General features: G+C 45.0%; 19 protein-coding genes. 9 read left to right on the top strand and 10 right to left on the bottom strand.

The window, feature by feature from the left end:
- Window positions 1–130 precede the first annotated feature (130 nt).
- From OQY15_RS15285 to OQY15_RS15260, 6 genes are all read left to right on the top strand, one after another.
- On the top strand, window positions 131–2656 hold the full coding sequence (locus OQY15_RS15285; protein WP_265792684.1) for an L-rhamnose mutarotase: 2526 nt from the start codon (window positions 131–133) through the stop codon (window positions 2654–2656).
- Window positions 2657–2678: 22 nt separating this feature from the next.
- A complete protein-coding gene (locus tag OQY15_RS15280) occupies window positions 2679–3779 on the top strand; it encodes a Gfo/Idh/MocA family oxidoreductase (protein WP_265792683.1) in 1101 nt (366 codons plus the stop codon).
- Window positions 3730–5355, top strand: coding sequence for a sodium/solute symporter (locus tag OQY15_RS15275; protein WP_265792682.1), 1626 nt, complete (start codon window positions 3730–3732; stop codon window positions 5353–5355). The genes OQY15_RS15280 and OQY15_RS15275 overlap by 50 nt, the downstream gene beginning before the upstream one ends.
- Window positions 5356–5366: 11 nt before the next feature.
- Window positions 5367–7421: an alpha-rhamnosidase gene (locus OQY15_RS15270; protein WP_265792681.1), complete on the top strand. Its 2055-nt coding sequence runs from the start codon at window positions 5367–5369 to the stop codon at window positions 7419–7421.
- A gap of 181 nt (window positions 7422–7602) precedes the next feature.
- A complete protein-coding gene (locus OQY15_RS15265; protein ID WP_265792680.1) occupies window positions 7603–7824 on the top strand; it encodes a hypothetical protein in 222 nt (73 codons plus the stop codon).
- Window positions 7825–8000: 176 nt separating this feature from the next.
- Window positions 8001–8705, top strand: coding sequence for a hypothetical protein (locus OQY15_RS15260; protein ID WP_265792679.1), 705 nt, complete (start codon window positions 8001–8003; stop codon window positions 8703–8705).
- Between the two features lie 4 nt (window positions 8706–8709).
- On the opposite strand, the gene OQY15_RS15255 is transcribed toward OQY15_RS15260, so the two are convergent.
- The gene (locus OQY15_RS15255) at window positions 8710–10206 is read right to left on the bottom strand and encodes a gluconokinase (protein WP_265792678.1); all 1497 of its coding nucleotides are present in this window, start codon (window positions 10204–10206) and stop codon (window positions 8710–8712) included.
- Between the two features lie 52 nt (window positions 10207–10258).
- On the bottom strand, window positions 10259–11494 hold the full coding sequence (locus OQY15_RS15250; RefSeq protein ID WP_265792677.1) for an MFS transporter: 1236 nt from the start codon (window positions 11492–11494) through the stop codon (window positions 10259–10261).
- A 118-nt stretch (window positions 11495–11612) separates the two neighbouring features.
- Here OQY15_RS15250 and OQY15_RS15245 point away from each other — a divergent pair, with 118 nt between their 5' ends.
- The gene (locus OQY15_RS15245) at window positions 11613–13469 is read left to right on the top strand and encodes a CocE/NonD family hydrolase (protein WP_265792676.1); all 1857 of its coding nucleotides are present in this window, start codon (window positions 11613–11615) and stop codon (window positions 13467–13469) included.
- Here the strand turns inward: OQY15_RS15245 and OQY15_RS15240 are convergent.
- The 4 genes from OQY15_RS15240 to OQY15_RS15225 form a co-directional block, all read right to left on the bottom strand.
- The gene (locus OQY15_RS15240) at window positions 13466–14332 is read right to left on the bottom strand and encodes an aldose 1-epimerase family protein (RefSeq protein ID WP_265792675.1); all 867 of its coding nucleotides are present in this window, start codon (window positions 14330–14332) and stop codon (window positions 13466–13468) included. The genes OQY15_RS15245 and OQY15_RS15240 overlap by 4 nt on opposite strands.
- A 24-nt stretch (window positions 14333–14356) precedes the next feature.
- Window positions 14357–14728: a response regulator gene (locus tag OQY15_RS15235; protein WP_265792674.1), complete on the bottom strand. Its 372-nt coding sequence runs from the start codon at window positions 14726–14728 to the stop codon at window positions 14357–14359.
- A 100-nt stretch (window positions 14729–14828) separates the two neighbouring features.
- Window positions 14829–17426 (bottom strand): FtsX-like permease family protein, encoded by a 2598-nt coding sequence (locus tag OQY15_RS15230; RefSeq protein ID WP_265792673.1) that lies wholly within the window; start codon window positions 17424–17426, stop codon window positions 14829–14831.
- Window positions 17404–18096: an ABC transporter ATP-binding protein gene (locus OQY15_RS15225; protein WP_347343836.1), complete on the bottom strand. Its 693-nt coding sequence runs from the start codon at window positions 18094–18096 to the stop codon at window positions 17404–17406. The genes OQY15_RS15230 and OQY15_RS15225 overlap by 23 nt, the downstream gene beginning before the upstream one ends.
- Window positions 18097–18390: 294 nt before the next feature.
- On the opposite strand from OQY15_RS15225, the gene OQY15_RS15220 reads away from it, so the two are divergent.
- Window positions 18391–19044, top strand: coding sequence for an arylesterase (locus tag OQY15_RS15220; RefSeq protein ID WP_265792671.1), 654 nt, complete (start codon window positions 18391–18393; stop codon window positions 19042–19044).
- Here the strand turns inward: OQY15_RS15220 and OQY15_RS15215 are convergent.
- A complete protein-coding gene (locus tag OQY15_RS15215) occupies window positions 19035–19322 on the bottom strand; it encodes a hypothetical protein (RefSeq protein ID WP_265792670.1) in 288 nt (95 codons plus the stop codon). The genes OQY15_RS15220 and OQY15_RS15215 overlap by 10 nt on opposite strands.
- Entirely contained in the window at window positions 19277–20209 is a 933-nt protein-coding gene (locus OQY15_RS15210) for a serine hydrolase domain-containing protein (RefSeq protein WP_265792669.1), read from the bottom strand. The genes OQY15_RS15215 and OQY15_RS15210 overlap by 46 nt, the downstream gene beginning before the upstream one ends.
- A 143-nt stretch (window positions 20210–20352) precedes the next feature.
- Between OQY15_RS15210 and OQY15_RS15205 the strand changes: the two genes are divergently transcribed.
- Window positions 20353–21783: a serine hydrolase gene (locus tag OQY15_RS15205; RefSeq protein ID WP_265792668.1), complete on the top strand. Its 1431-nt coding sequence runs from the start codon at window positions 20353–20355 to the stop codon at window positions 21781–21783.
- Window positions 21784–21785: 2 nt separating this feature from the next.
- Here OQY15_RS15205 and OQY15_RS15200 read toward each other — a convergent pair whose 3' ends face one another.
- Together OQY15_RS15200 and OQY15_RS15195 are read right to left on the bottom strand one after the other, a co-directional pair.
- Window positions 21786–22790, bottom strand: coding sequence for a type IX secretion system membrane protein PorP/SprF (locus OQY15_RS15200; protein ID WP_265792667.1), 1005 nt, complete (start codon window positions 22788–22790; stop codon window positions 21786–21788).
- A 25-nt stretch (window positions 22791–22815) separates the two neighbouring features.
- Window positions 22816–25290 (bottom strand): gliding motility-associated C-terminal domain-containing protein (locus OQY15_RS15195; RefSeq protein WP_265792666.1); only part of this gene is annotated, 2475 nt, incomplete at its 5' end.

Raw genomic sequence — 25290 nt, 5'->3', positions numbered from 1 at the left:
GTTTGGATGATATCCTACAATAGATGGAGAACCACGTACAAAAAAAAACTGATGGGCGTCTGTATTTTTACCAAAACGAAACCAAATTATAAATCAACGAAGCTAATTAAACATCAGGATTGAGGCAGCTATGATTCCAATACCCAAACAATGTGTGCTGATACTTTTATTATTGTGCCTGACCGGGATGGATATACTTGGGGCTGAAATCTGGGTTTCTCCAAAGGGGAGCAATCTCAATCCCGGAACACGGGATAAACCTCTGGCTGATATCAGCTTTGCATTGAGAAAAGCGCGTGAACTGAGGAGAACAGGCGATTCATCTGTGACAAAAGGCATCTCTATCATCCTGAGGGAGGGATTGTATCAGCTTCAGGAACCCATTGTACTGCGCCCGGAAGATGCCGGCACCGCAACAAGCCCGACAATTATTTCTGCTGCACCAGGAGAGAGACCAGTGATCAGTGGCGGGAGAATAGTTTCAGGATGGAAAATCAGCAGCACGAGTATAGCAGGATTACCGGCCGCGGCAAAAGGAAAAGTATGGGTTGCAGAGGCACCTTATGCCGGCGATCAGATTATAGACTTCAGGCAGTTGTATATCAACGACCAGAAAGCCCTCCGCGCCAAAGACACCGGGGCCGGAAAAATGAACAGGATACTTTCCTGGAACCATCAGGATCAGACCTGCTGGATTCCGAGAGCCGGAGCCACAGACCTTAGCAAGGTTAAGGGCCTGGAGATGCTGATCCACCAGTGGTGGGCCATCGCAATACTTCGGGTTAAATCTGTAACCCTCAGCGGCGACAGTGCCCGGTTATCTTTCTACCAGCCCGAAAGCCGTATTCAGTCGGAACACCCCTGGCCTGCCCCATGGATCTCCAAACAAACAGGGAACTCTGCCTTTTTTCTCAGCAATGCGATACAGTTTCTGAATGAGCCGGGAGAATGGTTCCTGGATAAGGTAAACAGGAAAATATATTACTGGCCAAAGAAAAATGAAAATTTAAGCACTGCAAGTGTCACTATACCCGTCCTGGAAAACCTGCTGATCATGAAGGGTACAGCAGACCGACCTGTATCTTATGTCTATTTCAAAGGAATTTCATTTGCACACAGCAGCTGGCTCCGTCCCTCACAAGCAGGACATGTACCCCACCAGTCCGGTATGTATATGATGGATGCATATAAGCTGAAAATCCCGGGCACAGCGGATAAAAAGACACTGGAAAACCAGGCCTGGGTGGGTCGCCCCCCAGCTGCTGCGGAAGTCGCATATGCTCATCATACAGGATTTACCGACTGTAGTTTTAAACATCTTGGCGCTACAGGCCTCGATTACCAGAGGGGAACTCATGATAATCAGATTATGGGAAATCTCTTTAAAGATATCTCTGGTACGGGTATTCAAACAGGTGTATTTTCTGATGAAGCACAGGAGGTACATATCCCCTATCAGCCCAAAGATGAGAGAGAAATCTGCAGCAATGATCTGTTCAGCAATAATGTACTTACAGACATCGCCAATGAGGACTGGGGGGCTGTGGGCATTGGTGCGGGATACGTCAGGGGAATCCGGATTGAGCATAATGATCTCAGTGAACTATCCTATATGGGCATCTCTATGGGTTGGGGATGGACAAGAACTGTGAATGTGATGAAAGATAACCGCATCAGCAGGAACAGAATCGTCCGTTATGGAAAACATATGTATGATGTCTCTGCTATCTACACCTTATCGGCACAGCCCAATTCTTTCATTACCGGAAATGTTGCCGATAGCATATATAAGGCCCCGTATGCCCATGACCCAAACCATTGGTTCTATTTATATACTGATGAAGGCTCCTCCTTTATTACGGTAAAAGACAACTGGACACGTAGTGACAAATATCTTCAGAATGCCAACGGACCAGGAAATATATGGCAGAACAATGGCCCCCGGGTAGCTGACAGCATCAGCGCTTCAGCGGGCTTGGAAACTGCATACAGACCTTTACTGCGGGAAAAATCTCCGGCCGACAGTAAATGGAAGATCAATCATTCTGAAAAAATGAAAGTGATTGAGATTATTGGTAAAAATGGTCAGCAGCTGGATATGAACACTCTGACAGCAATCAGAAGGAAATACGGGCTCCCTGCCAGTTCTGTTTATCAGTGGAACAACCATATTGTTATTTACGGAGCTGTAGAAGATCCCTTCCTGCTCAGAGATGAACTGCAGCAGACTTTCATAGCAGATCAGATCAAAATCTACAACAGCCCCTTTTATGAGTTTAACAGGTCCAAACAATGCCCGGATGAGGTTTCAACAGCCGATTGGGACCACTATATTTTTACTGCAGACCTGGTGAAGGACACCGTATTACAAAGGGAATACCTCCGCTACCACCAGAACCAGCTGAAGGAATGGCCCGAGGTATCAAAAGGATTTTGCAATGCCGGTTTCCAGCAGCTGCAGGTTTTTAAGAACGGGGATCAGCTCATGCTGGTGATCAGTATCTCCAAAGGGGCAAATCTGGATGAGCTTAACCCCAGGACCACCGCTAATAACCCCAGGGTGGAAGAATGGAACCAGCTCATGAAAAAATATCAGCAAGGCATATCAGGAACCAAAACGGGAGAAGTCTGGGTTCCATTTAAACAGATAAATTAATACGTATTCAACCATAACATCCATGCTACACTTAGGAATATTAGGATTAGGAGAAGGCCGCAGCACCATCTCTGCTGCTCTCGCAAGTGATAAGATTTCGCTAAAGATTATTTGTGATGCCAATGAAGATTTGTGCAGACAAAGGGCGAAAGAATTTAGTTTTTATAACTTCACAACAAACTATCAGCGTTTGCTGGATGATCCGGAGATTGACGTCATCGCCATCTATACTCCTGATCATCTGCATGCAGAACATGTGAAACAAGCCCTGATCCACGGGAAACATGTGGTTTGCACCAAACCTTTTATAGACGACCTCTCGGTAGCCAATGAACTGATCACACTTAGTGAAAAATCAGGCAGGAAAGTATTTGTGGGTCAGAGTTCACGTTTCTTCGAACCAGTGAAAAGGCAACGCAAAGATTTTGAAGCGGGGGTCATTGGGGAGCTGATCACGATTGAGGGATATTATCATGCCGACCACAGGTGGTTTCTGGAAAAAGGCTGGTCCTTAAAGCAGTCATTTAAATGGCTGTATGGCGGTCTGAGTCATCCAACCGACTTTATCAGATGGTATCTGCCGGAGATTGAGGAAGTGATGGGTTATGGCATGCTGAGCGCCAATGGTGCCGCTGCCGGACTAAAAAATCAGGATACGATGCACTTTATCTTTAAGGCGAAAGACGGCCGTATTGCACGCGTCAGTGGTGCCTATACTGGTCCGGTACAGCCAAATATGCGCGATAGTGAGATGAGCTGCATCCTGAGAGGCACTGAAGGCTGCAGCCAGGCGGACTATATGGACCTGCGATATGCCATCACTACCAATACCGGCGAAGAGCAGCTGATCACCTGGGAACACAAACTCAAACATTACTTCCGTTTTGAGGGAAAAAGCCACCACGCCGGTGAGTACCAGAACTACCTCGAATATTTTGCAGATTGCCTTGATGAGGGCAGAACAGCATATCCTGATCTTAAGGAAGGAATTGGCACAATAGTTTTGCTGCAGGCCATGGACAGGTCATTAACTACGGGCTTACCGGTAAAGATTGACGCAATTCTGGATGAATATGATATTCAGAGAGCAGATATCAGCCTTCAGACACTCAGCAATGGGTAGCATCGTAGAACGGCTGACCGTACTGGACTATGTGATCGTTGCAGCTTATCTGTTCATCCTGATCCTGATCGGATACAGGGCCAGCTTTGTGGATAAAAAACAGGATGGTGAAACCTTATTTCTGGCAAGCAAATCACTGGGATGGCAGAGCATAGGCTTCAACATGTGGGGAACAAACGTGGGCCCCTCCATGCTGCTGGCATTTGCGAGTATTGGTTATACCACGGGCATCGTGGCCGTCAATTTCGACTGGTACGCCTTTCTGTTCCTCTTTCTGCTGGCGATTGTTTTTGCACCTAAATATCTTGCGGCTAAAGTAAGCACAATGCCTGAATTTATGGGACAACGTTACGGTGATTCTACACAGAACATCCTGGCCTGGTACGCGCTGATCAAAATACTGATTTCCTGGTTGTCGCTGGGCCTTTTTGCCGGAGGGTTTCTGGTGCGGCAGATTTTGGGTATTCCAATGTGGCAGTCGGTAACGGTATTAGTGGCTTTTGCCGGTCTTTTCACCTTCGCAGGCGGCTTAAAAGCCATTGCCAGAGTAAATGTGTTCCAGATGATCCTCCTGATTGCAGTATCACTGAGCCTTACATTACTGGGCCTGTATAAAGTTGGCGGGATCAGTTCTTTATACCAGCAGACGCCATCTGATTTCTGGAACCTGATCCGTCCCGCGAGCGATCCAAAATATCCCTGGTATGCGATACTACTGGGTTATCCAGTTGCTGCAGTGGCGTTTTTCTGCACAGATCAATCTATGGTACAGTCCGTTCTGGGCGCAAAGACCCTGGAACAAGGACAGCTGGGAGTAAACTTTATTGCCTGGCTCAAGATCCTGTCCTTACCATTGTTCATTCTCACGGGTATCCTATGCTCAGTGCTGTACCCCGGTCTTAAAGATCCAAATGAGGCCTACATGACGATGGTTACCCATCTTTTTCCTCCGGGGATGAATGGGTTGGTGATTGTGGTGCTGATTGCCGTGCTGGTGGGCACCATCGGCTCCTCACTAAATTCGCTGAGTACCGTTTTCACGATGGATGTGTATGTCAAGAAGATGAATCCCTCAGCCAGTAACAGGGAGATCATCAGAGTGGGCAGGCTTACTGTAGTAGCAGGATGCATCCTTGCAGTGATGGTAGTGCTGGCGATAGACCATATCAAGGGACTAAACTTGTTTGACATCTTTCAGTCAGTACTTGGATTTATCGCACCGCCCTTGTCGGTCGTTTTTCTACTCACTGTTTTCTGGAAGGGCATCACCAGAAAAGCAGTAAACTTTACGCTTTCTGCAGGATCGGTACTCAGCCTGTCCATAGGGATCACCTATTTATGGATTTTGCTACCTGATCAGTATACCTTCTGGCCACATTATCTCATGCTCTCCTTTCTGATCTTCCTTGGATTGCTGCTCATTGCGATCCTGATTTCTCTGCTGGACAAGCAGCCGCATATCTATGTAGCTAACGAATTGACGGAGGTAGAACAACCTTCCCGCAAGGTCTGGATTGCCTGGATCAGCCTGGCTATTGTGATGGTTGCGTTGTACCTCTTTTTTAACGGACATTAAAATCTTTTATCATGACAACATACAGAAATGCTGTTCTGCTCTTATTGCTGCTGATGACCCTTCTTACGGCACCAGCGCTGGCACAAAAAGCAACCTGGATCTGGTATCCAGGTGATTTTGAAATCTGGCTGGGCAATAAAATGCAAAACAGAAGAACAGAACGGGGCTCCTTCCTGCCTCCTTTCTGGAAACTGGACAACCACTATGTGCTGATCGATTTTCATAAAGACTTTGATCTTACTGAAGCTGAAGTGGCCGAGCTGCACGTGGAAGGACAGTATAATGTGAAGATAGACGGCAAATCTTTGTTTGGTTATCCGGAAAGGATCAGTATCCCTGCAGGTAAACACAGGATCAGTCTGAAGGTATTTTGTCAGAATAGTGTGCCGGCAATATTTGTCAGGGGAAAGAAAGTTGTATCTGATACCTCCTGGCTGGTTACTTTTGAAGATAAAGAGTGGATAGATCAGTCGGGTAAAGCCTCAGATCAGTCGGGCACCAGCTGGCTCAATGCCGCAGCATGGGATTTTGATGATGCAGCATCTCCACCCTCAGCATTTAAATTAGCACTGAAAGCTCAGTCAGCAGTTAAAACCGTACGACAAGGGCAGTCGCTGCTGGTCGACTTTGGAAAAGAGACCTTCGGACTGGTAAAGTTACATGGACTTAAGGGTAAGGGAATTGCAGGCATTTACTATGGAGAATCCCGGGAGGAAGCGCTTGATACTGCACATTGTGAAACACTGGATAAGCTGAATATCAACCTGAATACCAAAGCTGACACCCTTAGTCCATTGACAAAAGCGTTCCGTTATGTGAATCTCCAGCTCGGGCCCGGCATGAGTGCTGACTCAGTGTCAATGTTGTATGAATATCTTCCTGTGGAAGACAAAGGCAATTTCAAGTGTTCTGACGAGGAAATTAACAGGATCTATGAGGTATCAAAATATACATTTCATTTAAATACCCGTGAGTTTTTTATCGATGGGATAAAGCGCGACCGATGGATCTGGTCTGGAGATGCTTATCAAAGTTATCTGATGAACTATTACCTGCTTTTCGACTCCCCTTCAGTTACCCGTACGCTGCTTGCACTGAGAGGAAAAGATCCGGTAACGAGTCACATCAATACAATTATGGATTATACTTTTTACTGGTTTATGGGAATCCACGATTACTATGAGTATACCGGTGATCAAAGTTTTATCAAACAGTTTTATCCAAGGATGAAAAGCCTGATGGATTACTGTTTGTCGAGAAGGAACAAGGATGGTATGATGGAAGGAATGGCGGGCGACTGGGTATTTGTCGACTGGGCGGATGGCTTGAGTAAGCAGGGCGAACTGAGTTTCGAACAGCTGTTGCTGGCCCGCAGCCTGGAGACCATGGCAATCAGCGCTAAAATTGTCAATCAGCAGGCTGATGCCAAAACCTATCACCTCCTGGCGGAAGAGCTGAAGCAAAAGATTTTTGGCAAGTACTGGAATGAGGATAAAAAAGCACTTGTCCACAGTTTTCTCAATGGAAGTCCCACAGAAAATGTGACACGTTATGCAAACATGTTCGGGATCTTCTTTAACTACTTTAGCGACGACCAGAAGCAGCAGGTTAAAAAGCATGTACTGATGAATCCTGAAGTACAGAAGATCACTACCCCCTATATGCGTTTTTATGAACTGGAAGCACTCTGTGCACTTGGCGAACAGCCTTATGTCCTCAAAGAAATGAAGGATTACTGGGGAGGCATGCTTAAACTGGGTGCCACTTCTTTCTGGGAAGAGTACGACCCTGCCAGGAAAGGCAGCGAACATTTGTCCATGTACGGCAGGCCTTATGGCAAGAGTCTTTGCCATGCCTGGGGTGCCAGTCCGATCTACCTCCTTGGAAAATACTATCTCGGGGTTAAACCTCTGTCACCAGGTTATGAGACATACCTTGTGGAGCCCGTTCTGGGAGGCTTAAAATGGATGGCAAGGTACCTACACCAAAAGGATCGATACGTTTATATTGCAATACCAACAGCATCAGGATCAGCAGCACCGAAGGTACGGGAACCTTACGGGTAAAAAGCAAGATCAGGCCTGTCTGCCAGGGAGCCCAAATCAAATTGGTAAAAGCGGGTGTTTATGACATTCAAATACTTAAAGGAGAAGAACATGTAGTAAAATATAAGCTATAACTAATAGGTGTACCTATTGCTTTTCCCAGAAATGTTTACTAGCTTCATTTAAACTTAATTCTGTTGCTATGAAAAAGATAATCATGATGATGCTATTGGCTGTAATGGCCTTTACCACTACAGCCACCTTTGCTCAAACAAAAAAGGATGGCACGAAAGACATGCGTTACAAAGCCAACAAAACAGTAACCAAGAAGGACGGTACGCCGGACATGCGATACAAGGCGAACAAAACAGTTACGAAAACAAGTACGAAATCAACCACCGCTAAAAAGACCGCAAAACCTTAAGGTCAAATGATAACTGCTTTACTGCTGCTAAAAATGCCCCGGCCACCCGGGGCATTTTTAGATTCAGCCCAAAATTCCGTAACAAATCCATTGGAATTGAATTTCGGGTAAGAATAGTCAAAGATCTGAGTCGCGCGTGACAACATTTGGCAAACTATTTACGTTATTTGGAAATTATGAAGACATTAAAATATCTGAGCACCATTCTGCTCCTTTCCATACTTTCTTTCACTGCTTCAGCTCAGGACGCTGTAGTCATTTCAGATGGAGATTTCATCCGGGGAACGATACAGGGAACTGATTTTATTACCGTAGGGATCAAAAAAGACAATGGTGAAGTTCAGCAATTCAATGCAAAAGATATTAAAGAGTTTATGTGGAACGGCGAGACCTTCGTGAGCAAGCCTTTCATCAGTCATAAGAAAACGGAATACCGTTTTTTCAAAATGCTGGAGATAGGTGCTGTTAACCTTTATTCAATGGGCGGAAGTACCGGAGTAGAGAAAAAAAGAAGAAGGGTACGTTTTATGCCATCTGTTGGATTAGGAATAGGCACCGGTGGTTTCGGTGGATTTGGCTTTGGTGGAGGCGTAAGCATTGCCGGTGGCGGAAACCGCGATGACGATCAGCCAAGACAGCCAAGGCGCCAGGGATTGATATATATTGAAAAACCGGGAAGCGGAGACATGCTGGAAATCACTCCTGATGAAGGAAATCCGGATGCAAACTATCGTTATATCAAGAACACCTTACTGGAAAAATTCTCTGACGACCAGGATCTTACTGCCCGAATCAAAGACTTAAACACCTTCGACGTCAAAACTATTCAGTCGCTGGTTAAAGCCTATAACACTGTTCATCAGCCAGCTGGAAGTAACTAATCCCCTATTCTCTGTTTTGAAGGGCGTACATTTCCTGCATCGTGCCTTTCAGATTTTCGTATAGTTTCTGATACAGCGCAAAGTATTCTTTGTATCGCTGATGTTCAGCATGATCAGGTTCCACAACTGTGCTTTCATCCTGAACGGGTGAAGGATATGCTTCTGAAAGTCCTGCAGCCTTTACAGCCAGATAAGCTGCACCGACGGCAGAAGCATCTTCTGTGGTGGCTAACACCAGTCGTTTCCCGGTAATGTCTGCCATAATCTGCAGCCATGCTGCCGAGGATACAAATCCACCGCTTACATTCAGTTGTGAGATCTGCTGTCCTGAAGCTTCGAGTGAAAACAGCACATCATTCAAAGCGAAACATATACCTTCTACTACTGCTCTGGTAAAGTGACGCGACTGGTGCCTGAGGCGTAGTCCAAAAAAGTTACCACAACTTTTGGAATCCCAGATCGGTGCGCGTTCCCCCTGTAAATACGGAAGAAAAATAAGTCCTTCAGCTCCTGCCGGTACTTTTTCCATTTCAGCCAGTGCCTGATCATAATCTTCGGGCCGGAGCTGTTCCTTGTTAAAGAGATTTTTTAAATGCCATTTCAATGCCACCCCTCCATTGTTTACGGGGCCACCGTTTACAAATATTTTTTCATCGAGGCGATAGCTGAAAGTCATTGCTTTTTCGTTGAAGAGTGCCTCATGACTAGCCACACGCAGTGCCCCGCTGGTTCCGATGGTTAAAGCTGCAATACCGGGAGTAATAGCACCCGTGCCCAGGTTTGCCAGACATCCATCACTGGCCCCCATCACAAAGAGGGTTCCAGGTTCGAGGAAAGTCATGGATGTTGCAGGATTAAAATCCTTTCTCAGGTAATTCGTAGATACCAGGTCGGAGAGCTGCCCGATGTTGATGCCGGCAGTACTGAGGGCCAATTCACTCCACTCCAGCCGCTCTACAACCATAAGCCCACTGCAGGATGCAATGGAATGATCCACCTCAAAAGTTTTAAATAAGCGGTACCAGATATATTCTTTTATCGATATAAACTTATAGATGCTGCTGAAAAATTCCGGCTGATTTTCCCTGATCCAAATGATCTTGCATAAAGGGGACATCGCATGTACAGGTGTACCTGTTTCCCGGTACAATTTTGCACCAAGCGGAGAAGCCAACAGCTTTTCAGCAATATCCGTACTCCTGCTGTCAGCCCAGGTCATCATCGGTGCAAGTGCATTACATTGCTCATCCACAGCGATCAGGCTGTGCATGGCTGTGCTGAGGCCAATCGCCTGCGGAGCACTGCCGATTTGATCAACCAGCGCGCTGATGCTGTCCTGAAAAGCCTTCCAGATCAACTCAGGATCCTGCTCGCTGTATTGCGCTTTCTCCGTATTGGTAGGATAGAAATACTGACTGCTGTCAAAGGCGATGTGATCCATACCTACTGCAACAGCCTTAGTGCTGCCCGTGCCAATATCTATACCAAGAATATATTCCATATTCGCAATTTAGACTTTAACTGCAAGCCGGCAAAATCTAAGGAAACATTCCTTAAAGAAATTCTTCTACATAGTCCAGATCCTTATGAAAAGTTTCTTTCATTCTGCTCAGCGCAAGGAAGGCAATGCCGAAGCAGATAATAGCAACGGTTAATCCCGACAATAGAATTGAACCGCTGTAAAATGTTCTGAACTGCTGAAAAAGAAAAGATATCGGCACTACAGCACCTCTCACGAAGTTTGGTACTGTGGTGGTTACTGTTGCCCTGATATTGGTGCCAAACTGCTCGGCAGCAATAGTCATAAAGATCACCCAATATCCTGTAGCGAGGCCTATTGCACCACACAGCCAGTAGAAATGATCCAGCCTCAGGTTGCGCATCAGCAGGAAAGCCACAATTCCAAGCACAGATAAAGATAAAAAGATAAACACCACTTTGATCCTGCTCTTCAGGTATTGGCTCAGCAGTCCGCTGATAATATCTCCAACCACAATTCCTCCGTAACACCAGGCAATTGCTGCGCCTGCATTAACATCACCCTGTACGCCGAGGACTTTCCCAAATTCCGGGGATAAGGTGATGAAAATCCCTATTACCATCCAGAATGGAACACCGATCAGAATACAGCGTATATATTTAAAGAATTGGTTTTTACTACTAAACAAAGCAAAGAAATTACCTCTGTTGCTGGCATCTTTCGACTGGCTGAACATGCCTGATTCTGCAACGCCTACTCTCAGCAGCAGCAACATCAGCCCAAGGCCCCCACCGACAAAAAATGAAGTACGCCATTCAAACAGATTAGCTACAAAATAGGCAGCCACCGCTCCACTCACTCCTACTGCCGCAACTGTAGTGGTCGCATATCCTCTTTTTTCCTTTGGCATCAGCTCTGCAACCAGGGTGATACCAGCACCGAGTTCACCTGCCAGGCCCAGGCCGGCGATAAACCTGCAGATACCATAGGCCGTTACTGAATGTACCAGGCCATTTGCAAAATTTGCCGCTGAGTAAATAAATATAGAGCCAAAAAGTACTGAAAGTCGTCCTTTTTTATCTCCAAGCATACCCCAGAAAACACCTCCCAGCAACAAACCAATCATCTGTATGTTCAGCAGAGATATTCCTGTATCAGTAAGCGCTGTACCTGTAAGTCCCATAGCTTTAAGACTGGGTACACGGACAATACTAAAGAGCAGTAAATCGTAGATATCTACAAAATATCCTAAGGAAGCTACCAGGATAGCAGCGCCCAGCGCCGTCTTGGAATACGTTTTTGGTTGCATTGTTTTAAAAAAATATAAAGGATCTAATGTAGCAAAATGATAGATAATCCTGACAATTTGTTTATTTTGCCATGATCAAGACCTCTTTATGCAAAACAAATTTATCTTATCCGCTGCTATGTCAGTTCTTTCTTTAGGTGCATGGGCACAGCGCCCGGTAACTGTTCAACAGGATTCTATATATATCCGGGAACATTATCAGAAACTCGAAAAACAGGTTCCTATGCGGGATGGAGCAAAGCTGTATACTGTGATCTATGTTCCCAAAGATGAGACAAAAAAGTATCCCATCATGTTCAACCGCACGCCCTATAGCGCAGGACCTTACGGTGAAAATGAATACAAACTGAGCCTCGGCCCTTCTATGTTGTTCGCAAAAGAAGGATATATTTTTGTTTATCAGGATGTAAGAGGACGTTATATGTCTGAGGGCGAATTTGTAGCTACCAGACCCTATATTCCCAATAAAAAGAAGAAAACTGAGATCGATGAAAGTTCTGACACCTATGATACGATCGACTGGCTGGTAAAGAATGTTCCGCATAACAGTGGAAAAGTAGGTACCTGGGGAATTTCTGCACCTGGGTTTTATACCACCATGACCGCCATTGATGCGCATCCTGCATTGAAGGCCGCCTCCCCGCAGGCACCCGTGACCGACTGGTTTATGGGGGATGATCGTCACCACAATGGTGCGTTCTTCCTGATGGGCACCTTCTCTTTCTTATCCTATTACGGTGCTGAAAGACCTGAGCCTACGCCAGAACGTGCACCATCATTTGCTGAATACGGAACCCCTGATGCTTACGACTTCTACCTGAAACTGGGCCCTCTGAAAAATGTAAACGAAAAATATTTCAAGGGTAAAAACAAGATCTGGAACGAGATGATGGAGAATGAAAGTTATACCTCCTTCTGGGCAGCTCGTAATGCAGCGCAACATCTTAAGAATGTTAAACCTGCAATGATGACCGTAGGCGGCTGGTTCGACCAGGAGGATTTATACGGACCGCTGAAAACTTTTGCCGGTGCTGAAAAGAACAAACCTTCAGCGGCAAATTACCTGGTGATGGGTCCCTGGACACATGGAAGCTGGACCCGCGGTAACAACAATGCGCTGGGTAACGTGCGCTTCCATTCTGATACCGGGCCTTTTTACCGCGAACAGATAGAACTGGCATTTTTTAACCATTATCTGAAAGGAATGGCTTCACCCGGACTGGCAAAGGCCAATATATTTGAAACGGGCTCTAACGAATGGAAAAAATACTCCGCCTGGCCACCTCTGGAAGCTCAGGACAAAAATCTTTACTTCCACGCCAATGGCAAGCTCTCATTTGAAGCGCCACAATCAGGAGCTGAAGGATTTGATGAATACATCAGTGATCCTGCCAAACCGGTTCCTTATACCAAAGAGATCAGGATAGACCGCGGAAGCGATTTCATGTACGAAGATCAGCGTTTTGCAGCCTCGCGTCCGGATGTGCTGGTTTATCAGACAGATCCACTGGAGAACGATGTGGTTATCTCAGGAAATGTACTTGCAGATCTGTTTGTTTCAACTACTGGTACTGATGCAGATTTCGTGGTGAAACTGATTGATGTATATCCTGGTGATGCCCCTAATGACAGCCCTGTTCCTGGTACAAAGATGGGTGGCTTCCAGCAGCTGGTGCGCGGAGAGGTGATGCGCTCCAAATTCAGGAACAGTTTTACTGCGCCGGAGGCAATGGTACCCGGAGAAATTACGGAAGTAAAATTTGATATGCAGGATGCCGCACACTGTTTCAAAAAGGGCCACCGTATCATGGTTCAGGTGCAAAGCTCCTGGTTTCCACTGGTTGACCGTAACCCGCAAAAATTTGTAAATATTTATAAAGCTACAGAAGCCGACTTCCAAAAGGCGACGCACAAAGTATACGCAGAGGGAAAAAATGCATCACACCTTAAAGTGAGCGTGATGAAGGCTGATTAAAAAACCTCAACCTCCCATACCCTTTTCCAGTGTTCACCGGGCGATAGAGAAATGATACCTTCTTTATCGCTCAGCTGCTGGTTGTGGGCAATACCATCAGCAATGCCGCACCATGGCTCGAGGCAAATAAAATCTGCATCTTTCGCTGCCCAGATTCCAAAAAATGGGAAATCATTAAAACGGAAATGCAAGCCATAGTCGTTGATCGTATTTTTCAGCGTGATCGTCCGGCTTTCCATGTGTTTGAAAACAAGAGCATCATCATAGAAAAGTGCATGTCTGAGAAACATCTTACCATGATCCAGGTGCAGAGAGTCTGTCTGGTCACTGATGAGGTTGTTTTCAATCTTATGGTATTTCAGGGATTCATCTATAGCAAATTCAAGATAGCAGTCTTCATAAGAAGCATCGTCGGTCAATGGAGCAGCGAAGGCGGGATGTCCACCTATAGAAAACAGCAGGTCTTTTTCTGCCGGATTATGCACTTCGTATGTGCATGATACTGCTGAACCGGAGATGACATAACGCAGGCCCAGCACAAATTCAAAAGGATAAACTTTTAAGGTATCCGCGCTGCTGGATAAGGTAAACAACACTTCAGTTTCACTGATGCGCTCTGCCCTGAACTCATGGTCCCGGGCAAATCCGTGGCGTGGAAGGTGGTATTCCTTCCCTTCCACTATATACGTTTCCTCTTTAAGCGCACCGATCACAGGAAAAAGAACAGGGCTAAACTTCCCCCAATATTCGGGATCGCCTTTCCAAAGGTATTCGATGCCGGTAGTTTTACCGGTAATACTTCTCAATTCGGCGCCCTTGGTATCAAAGGTTACCCTGATATTTTCGTTCTCAAGTGTGATCATATGCTAAATTTAGCAAAATTAAACTTACGCTACTTTACCAGCCAGCAATCTGTCTATCCTTTTTACTACATAATCCAGGTCAAAAGGCTTGCTGATGTAATCGTCAGCAAATGCAGTTACGCTCTTTTCTTTGCTTCCCGGATTGGCAGACATCACGATTACCGGAATATGTTTAGTGAACATATCTGTTTTCAGATCTTCGCAAATCTCTATGCCATTGCCATCAGGCAACATTACATCAATAATAAACAAATCAGGCAATGCGTCGTTCAATTTACTTTTCAATTCTGTGAATGTCGAGGAAAGTTGTAATTCATAACCTTCATCTTTTAAAAGGAACTCAATAATATATCTGATATCCTGATCGTCTTCAAGAACATGTATTCTTTTCTTCATAATTACTCTGGTGAATATTAAAATCTCAGACAAAGTGCAAACATTGTTCCGAATTTTCAAATTCCGGGACATTTTACCCTTATATATGTGACATCAGTTGCTAACTATCTTTTCTTAAGACTTCTAAGGGTGACCTACGCAGTACACCAGTGCTGCTTAACATTCCGGTAATCACTACAATCAGCGTCACTGAACCAAATAAAAGCAGTGCCGGCACTACAGGCGGCTGAAATGCTGTACCGAAACTATAAACTGCCAGTGCCCAGCTTCCTGTAATTGCCATGATCATTCCTGCAGCTGCCGAAAACAGACCGAGGAACAAATATTCAATCGCTGTAATCCTAAGAATCTGTCCCCCTCTCGCTCCAATAGTCCGCAGTAAAACAATTTCGCGCAGACGCTGATTTTTACTGCTGCGCACCGCAGAAACCAGCACTATCCAACCCGTAATCATACTGAATGAAGCCATGAAACGAATGACAAAACTAATCTTGCCCAGGAGTTCATCAAGCACCTGCAGTACCAGCCCGAGGTCTATCACAGAAATATTCGGGAAATTACGCACTACCTGCGACTGAAATTCTGCCGAGACCTTCATATCGGGCACCCGGGTCATGATCACATGAAACTTTGGCGCTTCTTCCAGAACTCCCAGCGGAAACACTACCCTGAAGTTCGTCTGCACCCTGCCCCAGTCTACTTTTCTAAGGCTGCCCACTATTGTTGGAATCAACATTCCCTGCACATTGAAAGTTATCCTGTCTCCTATTTTCACGTTGATACGCTCAGCGTAGCCCTGGTCAAGAGATACATAAATTTTGTCTGAAGGAGAGTTTACCCTGCCTGTCCATTTTCCACTGGTGATAGTTTCTGCAGGAGTAAGTTTATCCTGATAAGTGGCCCTCATTTCTCCCTTGAAAGCACGCCCCGGTGACTCTCTGCGCTGATTGCCATCACCCTTTGGCTGAGCTTTCAAACTGTCGGCCTTTGCCAGGTCTGCTGCATTTTTGCCATTGATTTCTTCGAGGCGCATGGTAATTACCGGCACCTGGTTCATCAGGGGCAAACGGTATTGTTTCGTTAGTGCAGCGACAGATGATTCCTGGTTACTCTGTATGTCGAACAGGACCATATTGGGTTGTGTCTTGCCGGTTGAAAGGCTGACCTTACTGATGAGAATGCCTTGCACGAAATAGAGCGTAGCGATCAATGCGGTAGACAATCCTATGGAAACGATCAGCATCAGCGTTTGGTTGTTGGGCCTGTACAAATTCGAAAATCCCTGTCTCCAGGTGTAACTTAATCCCGAAGACAGCGTTTTCCTGACCAGGAAGAGCAGCAGTACCGAAAGCCCATAGAAAACTGCTATCGCGGCGATAATACTACCGCTGAAAGTGAATGCCTGTATCCAGCTTTCCATTTGCAGGTAGCTGAATCCTGTGATGAATAAAAATATGGCAAAGTATACCAGCCATTTTAAGGGTTCTTTTGAAGCTTGTACAGGTTCAAAAGATAACCTGATTGCATTGAGCGGAGATACAAGTCTCACTGCCAGCAATGAGGGTAGCGCAAATAATACGGAAATGATTAATCCTGTTAAAATGCCTTGAAGGATGGCTATCCATGATACCTGCATTGTAAATTCAACGGGCAGGAAATCCTTAAGCACCACTGGAAGTAAAAACTGTATACCTGTTCCCAGTGCTGCACCGGCAATAGCGCCCGCCAGACCGATAAAGGTAATCTGTATGAGGAAGATAAAAAATGCCTCCCAGGCCTTGACTCCCAAACAACGTAAGGTAGATATGGCAGCGATTTTCTCATTCACATAGACATGAATGGCACTTCCCACACCGATACATCCCAGCAGGAGTGCGACAAAACCGGCAAGGGCGAGAAAACGGCTCAGATCCTGGAAAGAGCGTCCGGTACTTCTTTTTTTTGATTCTACGGTTTCAAGATCCAGACCTTCCCTGTCCATCAGAGGCTGAAGCTTTTTAAGCAATACCGGTAATTGTTCAGGCTGGTTAAACTGATAAAAGTAGGAATAGTGAATACGGCTGCCGAATGTAGCGAGCCCGGTTTCAGGCAAATATTGAAGGGGAATGTAAACGACGGGTGCGATGGTGGTGGAGAAACCGGTTTGTCCGGGAGCATTGTCGAGAAAGCCTGCTATGGCGAAACTGAGTTTTCCCACTTTAATAGAATCTCCGGGCTTCGCTTTAAACTGGAGCATCACCGTGCGGTCGACCAGTGCGTTTCTGCCATTTTTTATAGCTTTGGCAGCTTTGGCCGGAGTAGTTTCCAGCTCTCCATAAAATGGATAATCGCCCTGAAGCGCTTTGATCTGTACGAGTCTGCTTCCCTGAGATTTTACAAAGTATAACATGGAGGCAAAATCGAGCTGCTTCGCTCGCTGGTCTCCAAGGGTATCCAGCATTGCTGCTACGGGTTTTCGGATCGCATTCCGGCTGTCTATGGTAAGGTCGGCGCCCGTCAGTAATTTAGCCTGATCATTGATATCACGCTGCAGGTTGTCGCGGAATGAATATACGGCCACTAAAGCAGCAATACCTAAAATAATTGAGGAGGTAAACAGCAGTAAGCGGGAGCGGTTTTTACGGCTGTCTCTCCATGCCATTTTAAACAGCCATGAAATGGGTGCTGACTTTTCCTCAGACATAAGTTTTCTGTTCATCACTAATAATCACTCCACTTTTTAAACGAATGATACGGTCAGCACGCGCGGCAAGATCCATATCATGTGTGACAATCACCAGGGTTGTTCCGGCTTCCTTATTCAAATCGAACAACAGCCTGATCACCTTTTCACTGGTTTCACCATCGAGATTCCCCGTAGGTTCGTCAGCAAACAGAATAGCAGGTGTGTTTGAGAAAGCTCTGGCAAGAGAGATACGCTGCTGTTCACCCCCTGACAATTGTACAGGATAATGATCTCCACGGGCAGACAGGCCAACTTTTTCGAGCAGTTCCAAAGCCCTGGGACGGATATTCTTCTCGCCTCTCAGCTCCAGGGGAACCATAATGTTTTCCAAAGCAGTGAGTGTAGGCAGCAGCTGGAAATTCTGGAATATAAATCCTACATGGCGGTTTCGCACTGCCGCCCGCTGGTCTTCAGAAAGGCGGTCGAGCACCACATTGTTGAGTTCTACTGAGCCATCACTGGCACGATCCAACCCAGCACATAAGCCGAGCAGCGTAGTTTTTCCACTACCTGAAGGACCGGTAATAGCAACTGTTGATCCTTTTTGAATAGAGAAGGAGATTTTGTCAAGTATAGTAAGTGAAGTGCCGGCACTTTGATAAGATTTGCTGACTTCTCTGATATTTAAAATAGTTTCCAATATAAAAGCAGTTTATTTAGATATCTGACGTGAATAAAGAAGGATTGTTACGTTAAATATACTGCTAAAAGCCTTTAATTGTTTGCCAGTGATCCAGATATTGTGAACCCGACATGATTAAAATAATTATTAAGCACGCAAGGCAATAATTATTTTAATCATCAAAGGCTCCATCTTACAACTGAATTCAGTAGATAAATAGATGAAACTATATCCGTATTTTGCTGTTTTAAGTCGTATAACACACCATTATTTGATCAGATGAGAATTCTTAAATTCAGTTACTATTTAGTATTTATGCTGTCAGCCTCTTTTTTATTCAGCTGCAGTAATAATGATAAGCCAGCAGAAGAAGTTAAGGATACTGTTCAGACTTCTGACAAACCCGTACAAACATCAGATTCCAGAAATATCCTCTTCTTTGGAACCAGCCTTACAGCAGGATTGGGTGTAGACCCGGATCAGGCATTCCCAGCCCTGATTCAGCATAAAGTTGATTCCCTGAAGTTGCCGTACAAAGTTATCAATGCTGGTCTGAGCGGGGAAACCTCAGCAGATGGAAAAAGCAGGATCGAGTGGTTGTTACGACAGCCGGTAGATATTTTTGTGCTGGAACTCGGTGCCAATGATGGTCTGCGGGGCATACCTGTACAGGAGACCGAGCAGAATCTGCAAGCGATCATCGATAAGGTAAAGAAGAAATATCCGGATGTAAAGCTGGTACTTGCAGGCATGCAGATGCCACCAAGTATGGGCGAAAAATATACTGTTCCCTTCAAAGAGATGTTTCCTGCCCTGGCTAAGAAGAATAATATGGCCTTCATTCCCTTCTTGCTGAAAGGTGTGGGCGGCGTTCCCAGGCTGATCCAGGAGGATGGCCTGCACCCTACCCCGGAAGGTCACCAGATATTATCACAGAATGTTTGGGAAATACTGCAGCCTCAATTGTAAAGCGAAGGCCATTGCTGCCATTTCCAGGGCGTATATCTATCGGCAATGCCAATTTCCAGCAATTGTCTGAAAATACTTTCCGCATTGTCACTGTTCGCCATGATCAGCATTGCTGTCTGTTGCTGCGGAAATAAAATCATGTAGTGCTGAAAGCCATCTCCATGCCCCTCTTTAAAGGCACCCCAGCCAAAGGGAGACTTTAATAACCCGAAGCCGAGCCCATAACTAAGCTCTATGTTGTCATTGGCATTGGTGTCTCTCGCCGCAAATGGCCCCATCTGCATGACAGAACGCAGGCGGATTTGAGGAATAAAAGTTGTGCTGTAGATTTTTCACTGATGATGCTGTGCTGCATGACTCCTTCAATAAAAAGGGACATATCATTTAGTGTGGTCTCCATCGTGCTGGGTGCACGCGCCTCATTGTCCTTATCCTTTTCATAGGTTGCACCTTTGTCATTATGCCCCCATGCATAATCTTTCTCATATGCAGGCAGGAATGTATAGGCTGTAGACTTCATTGCCAGCGGATCAAAAATTATCTCCTGTGCCAGTTGTTCCAGTGATTTGCCCAGCATCTTTTCCAGCACTACCTGCAGATAGACCATTCCCTCACCTGAATAGCTGTACCGCTGACCGGGAACGCGCAAAACTTTCAGCTTCTGATCTGGTAAATCCCATCTCCAGTTGGGAAAACCTGAAGTATGGTCGAGGCACATCCGGGCGGTGATCTTCTGATAAAGGCTATCGTTTTTCAGACTGCTGTAGTCATCATGCCATTTTTTAAGATGAAGGTAATCATAAATAGGTTCCGGCAGATATTGTTGCAGGGGCTTGTCGAGATCAAGTTTGCCCTGTTCAACGAGCTTCATAACCAGCACTGCAAATACAGATTTACTGAGTGAGGCGCCGTAGATATTGGTGCTTGGTTTCAATGGTTTCTGAGCTGGCTCATTGCTGTAGCCAAATGTCTTTTTGTATACGGCCTGATTATGATTGAAGATCGCAATTGCCAGTCCCGGTACTTTTGCTTTGTGCATCAGTTCCCTTATATTTTTGTCGAGGTCTGTACTATTGATTTTGCTGCCGTCGATTCTGACGATGCGCTGTGCAAACAAGGATGAAGACAGACTAACCAGTAATATCAGCGTGCTGAAATAAACCAAATTACCTTCATATCTATAAATTTTCCTAAGTTGAATATAAGACTCTTATCTGATTCAGCAGTTACAGCAAATGTTAATTTTTGTGAATAAACCACTACCTTTAACTATTTAGTGCATTTTACAACCATTTACCGAATTATCAAATGATCAGATACATACTTGCTTTCCTCCTGTTGATCAATATGTGCGCTTTTGCACAACAACGTCCCCTTACAGATCAGGCTGTTGGCAAACTAGCCGACAATTACAATACAGGTTTATATACAGCTATATATAACCAGTTTACGCCGGAAGCCAAAGCGATCTTATCCGAGGCAAGTATCATCCAGTTATACAAAGAGAACCTGCTGCCCCCTCTGGGCAGGATCACTTCATGGAACTATGTAGACGAGGTAAAGACCAATGCCAATTACCTGGTCAATTTTGAGCGCGGTAAGATGCGCCTTAAAATTGCTGTACGTAAAGATCTGTTAATTACCTACTACGAGTGGTTGCCGGTTAAACCTGAGAAAGAGATCGCTTCTCCAAAAAACACGGCACTGATCAAAAACAACAATCCAAAGCAGACTAAACTGCAATTATTGCTGGATTCACTGGCACTGGACTATCTGCGCGATCCAAACAACAGCAGTCTGAGTATCGGTATTGTGGACGGTGATGTTTCTTCTACCTACTTTTACGGAGAGACAAAAAAGGAAAGCGGAAAGGTACCTGATGAGAAGTCTCTGTACGAGATTGGTTCTATCAGTAAAACGTTTACAGCTTTTCTGCTTGCACATGCGGTTAATGAGAAGAAGATTGTATTAACGGATGATATCCGCAAGTATTTGCCGGGAGAATATCCGGGGCTCCAATATAAGGGGACACCGATAAGGATCGTGAACCTGGCTAATCATACCTCGGGATTACCACGGCTACCCACTGATTTTGATACCAGTCCGGGGTTCAATGCTGAAGATCCATACAAGCATTATACAAAGGAGATGATGTACCAGTATCTTAAAAGTTTTAAACCGGATACGGCCGCTGGCAGAAGAACGGAGTATTCAAATTTTGGCTATGCTGTGCTGGGAAAGATATTGGAAAACATTTATCAAAAGCCGTTGGAGGAGCTTGTGAAACAAACGATCACAGGGCCCCTGAAAATGAGCAGTACCAATTTTAAAATTGCGGAAAGCGAAATGGCATTGATGACTATTGGTTATTCTGAAACAAGTGGTAAACCAGTACCCTATTGGCAACTGGGTGCTTTTAATGCTGCTGGCGGCTTAAATTCGAACATACACGATATGCTGCTTTATCTGAAAGCCAATATGGCAAATGTTAATCCTGACTTTATATTGAGTCATACGGAGACCAACAGGCAAACTGACCAAAGTACAGCGCTGGCATGGGTGTTGAGCCCTTTCAGGGGAAAGACGGTAATTTGGCATAACGGTGGAACAGCAGGTTTCAGTAGCTGGTGCGGCTATATTAAAGACAAGAAACTTGGTGTGGTAATCTTAAGTAATTCTGGTGACGAGGTCAATGACATAGCGCTCGAGCTGCTTTCGCTCTCCCTGAAACAGAAATAAGTTTAGAATACCCTCGGACAGATTGATGCCTTCGGTGCTTTTCCAAAGGCAATACCTACGGTGATCTCATGAGATCCACTTTGGTAACCGCTGAGTTTGGAGGTGGCGAAATCATAGGAATATCCAATTCTAAAGCGCTCATTTACATAAAACTGGGCAATACCGATGAGCGCCGCCTGACTGCTGACATCGGTATTCTGATATTCTTTTTTGAAAACTTTCAGACTGGTACGGTATCCGGCTCCGAGCCAGATCCTGTCGCTGAATATACCCATTACATTAAAATCGGCATTTGTGGGTCCTTTGAAATCTTCCCTGATCATCACGCTGGGCCTTATGCGCAGGTCAGGAGCAACATTAACCAATGACCCGGCAACGAAATACAGATGTCGTGTACGCACGATGTTATCATCAACGGTGGAATTCCTGCGGTAGTCGTCTGTGGATCTGGTATTTGACAGCAGGTCCAGTGCCGAAAGTCCGACATACCAGTAAGGGGTAGTATAATATATCCCGGCCCTGAAATCGGGCGACAGGTTGCTTGAACTGCCAAGAGGCACAGCCTGATCATTACCATCAACTGTAGTAAGCTCATTTCCATTTAAGCTGTATTGCGCAATACCAACACCAAGCCCGAAGCTTAATCTTCTGGTATCAGCGGCATCCAGCTGTAAGCGGAAGGCATAGTTGGCCGTTGCGGAGGTTGAAGATTGAGCGCCAAGCTTGTCGGCAGTGATCTGAAAACCCACCCCATGTTTGGTAGTCTGCGGATCCAGGATTCCATCAATGGATATCTGTGCTGTTTTTGGAGCACCCGAGATGCCTACCCATTGGTTACGCAAAGCAGACTGCACAAACCATTCTTCCTTGTACCCGGCATAAGCGGGATTGACGCTAAGGGTATTGAAAATATATTGAGAAAACTGAATGTTTTGCTGCGCACTGGTTCGTCCGGCAAATAAACCGATTAAGCCTGTAAACATCAATATTCTTATATATAACTTCATTAATTCTTATTCATTTTTACTTGTCTTACCTCTTTAACAGGATCCAGCCTTTTTTGGATACTTCATTTGCGCCTTTTTTAAGCACGATCACATAGTAATAGGTACCCTCGCTCAAACCTGAGCCATCCCATTCATCGAGATAATTTGTATTACGGTAAACTTCGTTACCCCATCTGTTAAAGATCAACAGGTTTATATTATCAAAACTCTCTCTTCCAATAATTTTGAAAGTATCATTTTTACCATCACCGTTTGGCGTGAAGGTATTTGGGATAAACAGGTCAATTGGTGTTACTGTAATATTCACCAAAGCTACATTACTTACTTTACCTTTCAGGTCATTAATTGTATATCTAAAGTCATCTGGTCCGGAATATCCTCTGTTTGGCGTATAAATTATAGTTCCATCGGAATTTACCTGCACTTGTCCGTTTGTCGGGTACCTGGTGATGATGATACTACCTTTGTCGATACCATTGAATGACGGCAGGTCGTTAACAGCAAGATTTATGGTTACCGGCTGGTTGATTTTCGTTTCTCCGTTATCGTTCAGCGCCTGTGGTGAATCATCGATAATATGCACTGTAGGATCATCATTATTAGATTCTGTACCGGAGATATCTTTTACCGGACTTCCCGACGGACTGGTAGCTGTCACTGTCGCCGTATTCAATACCTTACCATCTCTTTTCTCTGCATCAGTTACGGTATAAACTGCTGTTGTGGTTAAAGATTGCCCCGGGTCCAGTGTTGTTTTACTCAACGGAATGCTGCTGGTAAATTTGGTGTCCATCAGGTTCAGGTTTGTGATGGTTACATTCCCAATGTTCGTAATCTGGAATGTGTAGGTGATGGTGGCAAAATCACTGCTCAATACTCCTGTTTTAACTAAAGATATACGAGGCTGAATATCTATCTCTATGATCGTTGGTGTATCATTCAGAAGTTCTGTTCCGGAAATATCTGTTACTGTTGTGTTCGTTGGGGTGATACCTTTAACTGTTGCTGTGTTCGTTACTTTACCTGCGTTTTTATCCTGCAATGTGAGGATATACGTTTTATTTACACTAATGGTTTGTCCGGGCAATAATGTTGTATTGCTCAAGGTAATAGCGCCGCCAAGCATTGGGTCGCTTAAGGAGATATTTTTCAGGGTTACATTTCCTGTATTGGTGATGTTGAAGCTGAAGATAATTGCAGTACCATTGTTATTCGTCGCACCGGTTTTTACTAGTGCAATAGCTCCCGACTGATTCAATGGGGTTACTGTGGGATCTTCCGATGCAGGCGTAGCAGGATCATCAGATGGTTTGGTGATGTTTCCATTGTTAGGATCTGTACCTTTTACAGTTGCCTGATTGATGACTTTTCCGGCATCGAGATCTGCCTGTGTAATTTTATGTGTAGCTGTTACGATCACGCTTGCATTTGGTGCAAGGGATGCAATAGGTGAACCTCCGCTGATCACTGCATTAGGATCTGTCACAACAAGATTATACAGGGTTACTGTTCCGGTATTGGTGACTTTCAGTTCGTAAGTAATTATGCCTCCTAATGTTGCCGGAACTGTACCTGTAGCTACTTTGGTAAATGCAAGTGCCGGTGATTGGGGAACAGTAATTACTGTAGGGGCATCGCTGTTTTGGTCTGTCCCGGATTTATCAGTTACTGTCCTTGCACCCGGACTAACTCCGGTTGCAGTAGCGCTGTTACTTACTTTTCCGGCATCTTTTTCTGCCTGGGTAATGGTGTAAGTGGCGGTGGTTTCGGTGCTGGCACCTGGTAATAATGTTATGGTTGAGCTGATGTTTAACGAAGGGATTTTAACATCTGTTAGTGTAAGGTTTTTAAGGGTTACATTACCTGTGTTAATGATTTTGAAGGTGTATTTAATTGTGTTTTTATCTGAGCTTATTATTCCTGTTTTAACAAGGGTTATTGCAGGGCTTTCAGTTACTGTAATGGTACCGGTCAGTACTTCAGTTGTACAGATGCCTGCGGCTGTCACCGTATAGGTGAATGTTCCAAGAGCTGTTGCGGTGCCTGTAATGGTTAATTTACCGTTAACGGAAGTTGATGTGAGACCTGCTGGCAGTCCTGAAACGGTTACTGAGTTTGCATTTTCTGCCTGGTAGGTGATGTTGTTGACAGCGCAGTTTAAACATACGGTTTGTGCTGCAGTTGCAGGAGCTGATGTTAAGTTGAGTGTAGTGTTTGGGTTTACTTTTATTGTCACAATTCCTGTCTGCGCATTTTCACAGGCCGTTGTGGTTGCATCACTTACGCTTAGCAATGTGTATAAATAAGTCCCTACTATGCCGTTAGACTGACCGACCGTTGCTACTCCACTTGCGTCAGACCGGACTGTTTGTGCTACTCCATTGCCAATTTTGTATGTAAAGTTGTATGGAGCGGTACCACCAAAACCTTTGAAAGTGATGATTGAACTTGTTGGCCCTTCGCAAACTTCAGTATTTCCACTGATCGTACCGGTTGGTAA

Source organism: Pedobacter sp. MC2016-15, from assembly GCF_026239695.1.
Taxonomy (GTDB): Bacteria; Bacteroidota; Bacteroidia; order Sphingobacteriales; family Sphingobacteriaceae; genus Pedobacter.
The sequence above is the reverse complement of the archived record's forward strand: the minus strand, read 5'-3'. Positions and strand labels throughout refer to the sequence as shown.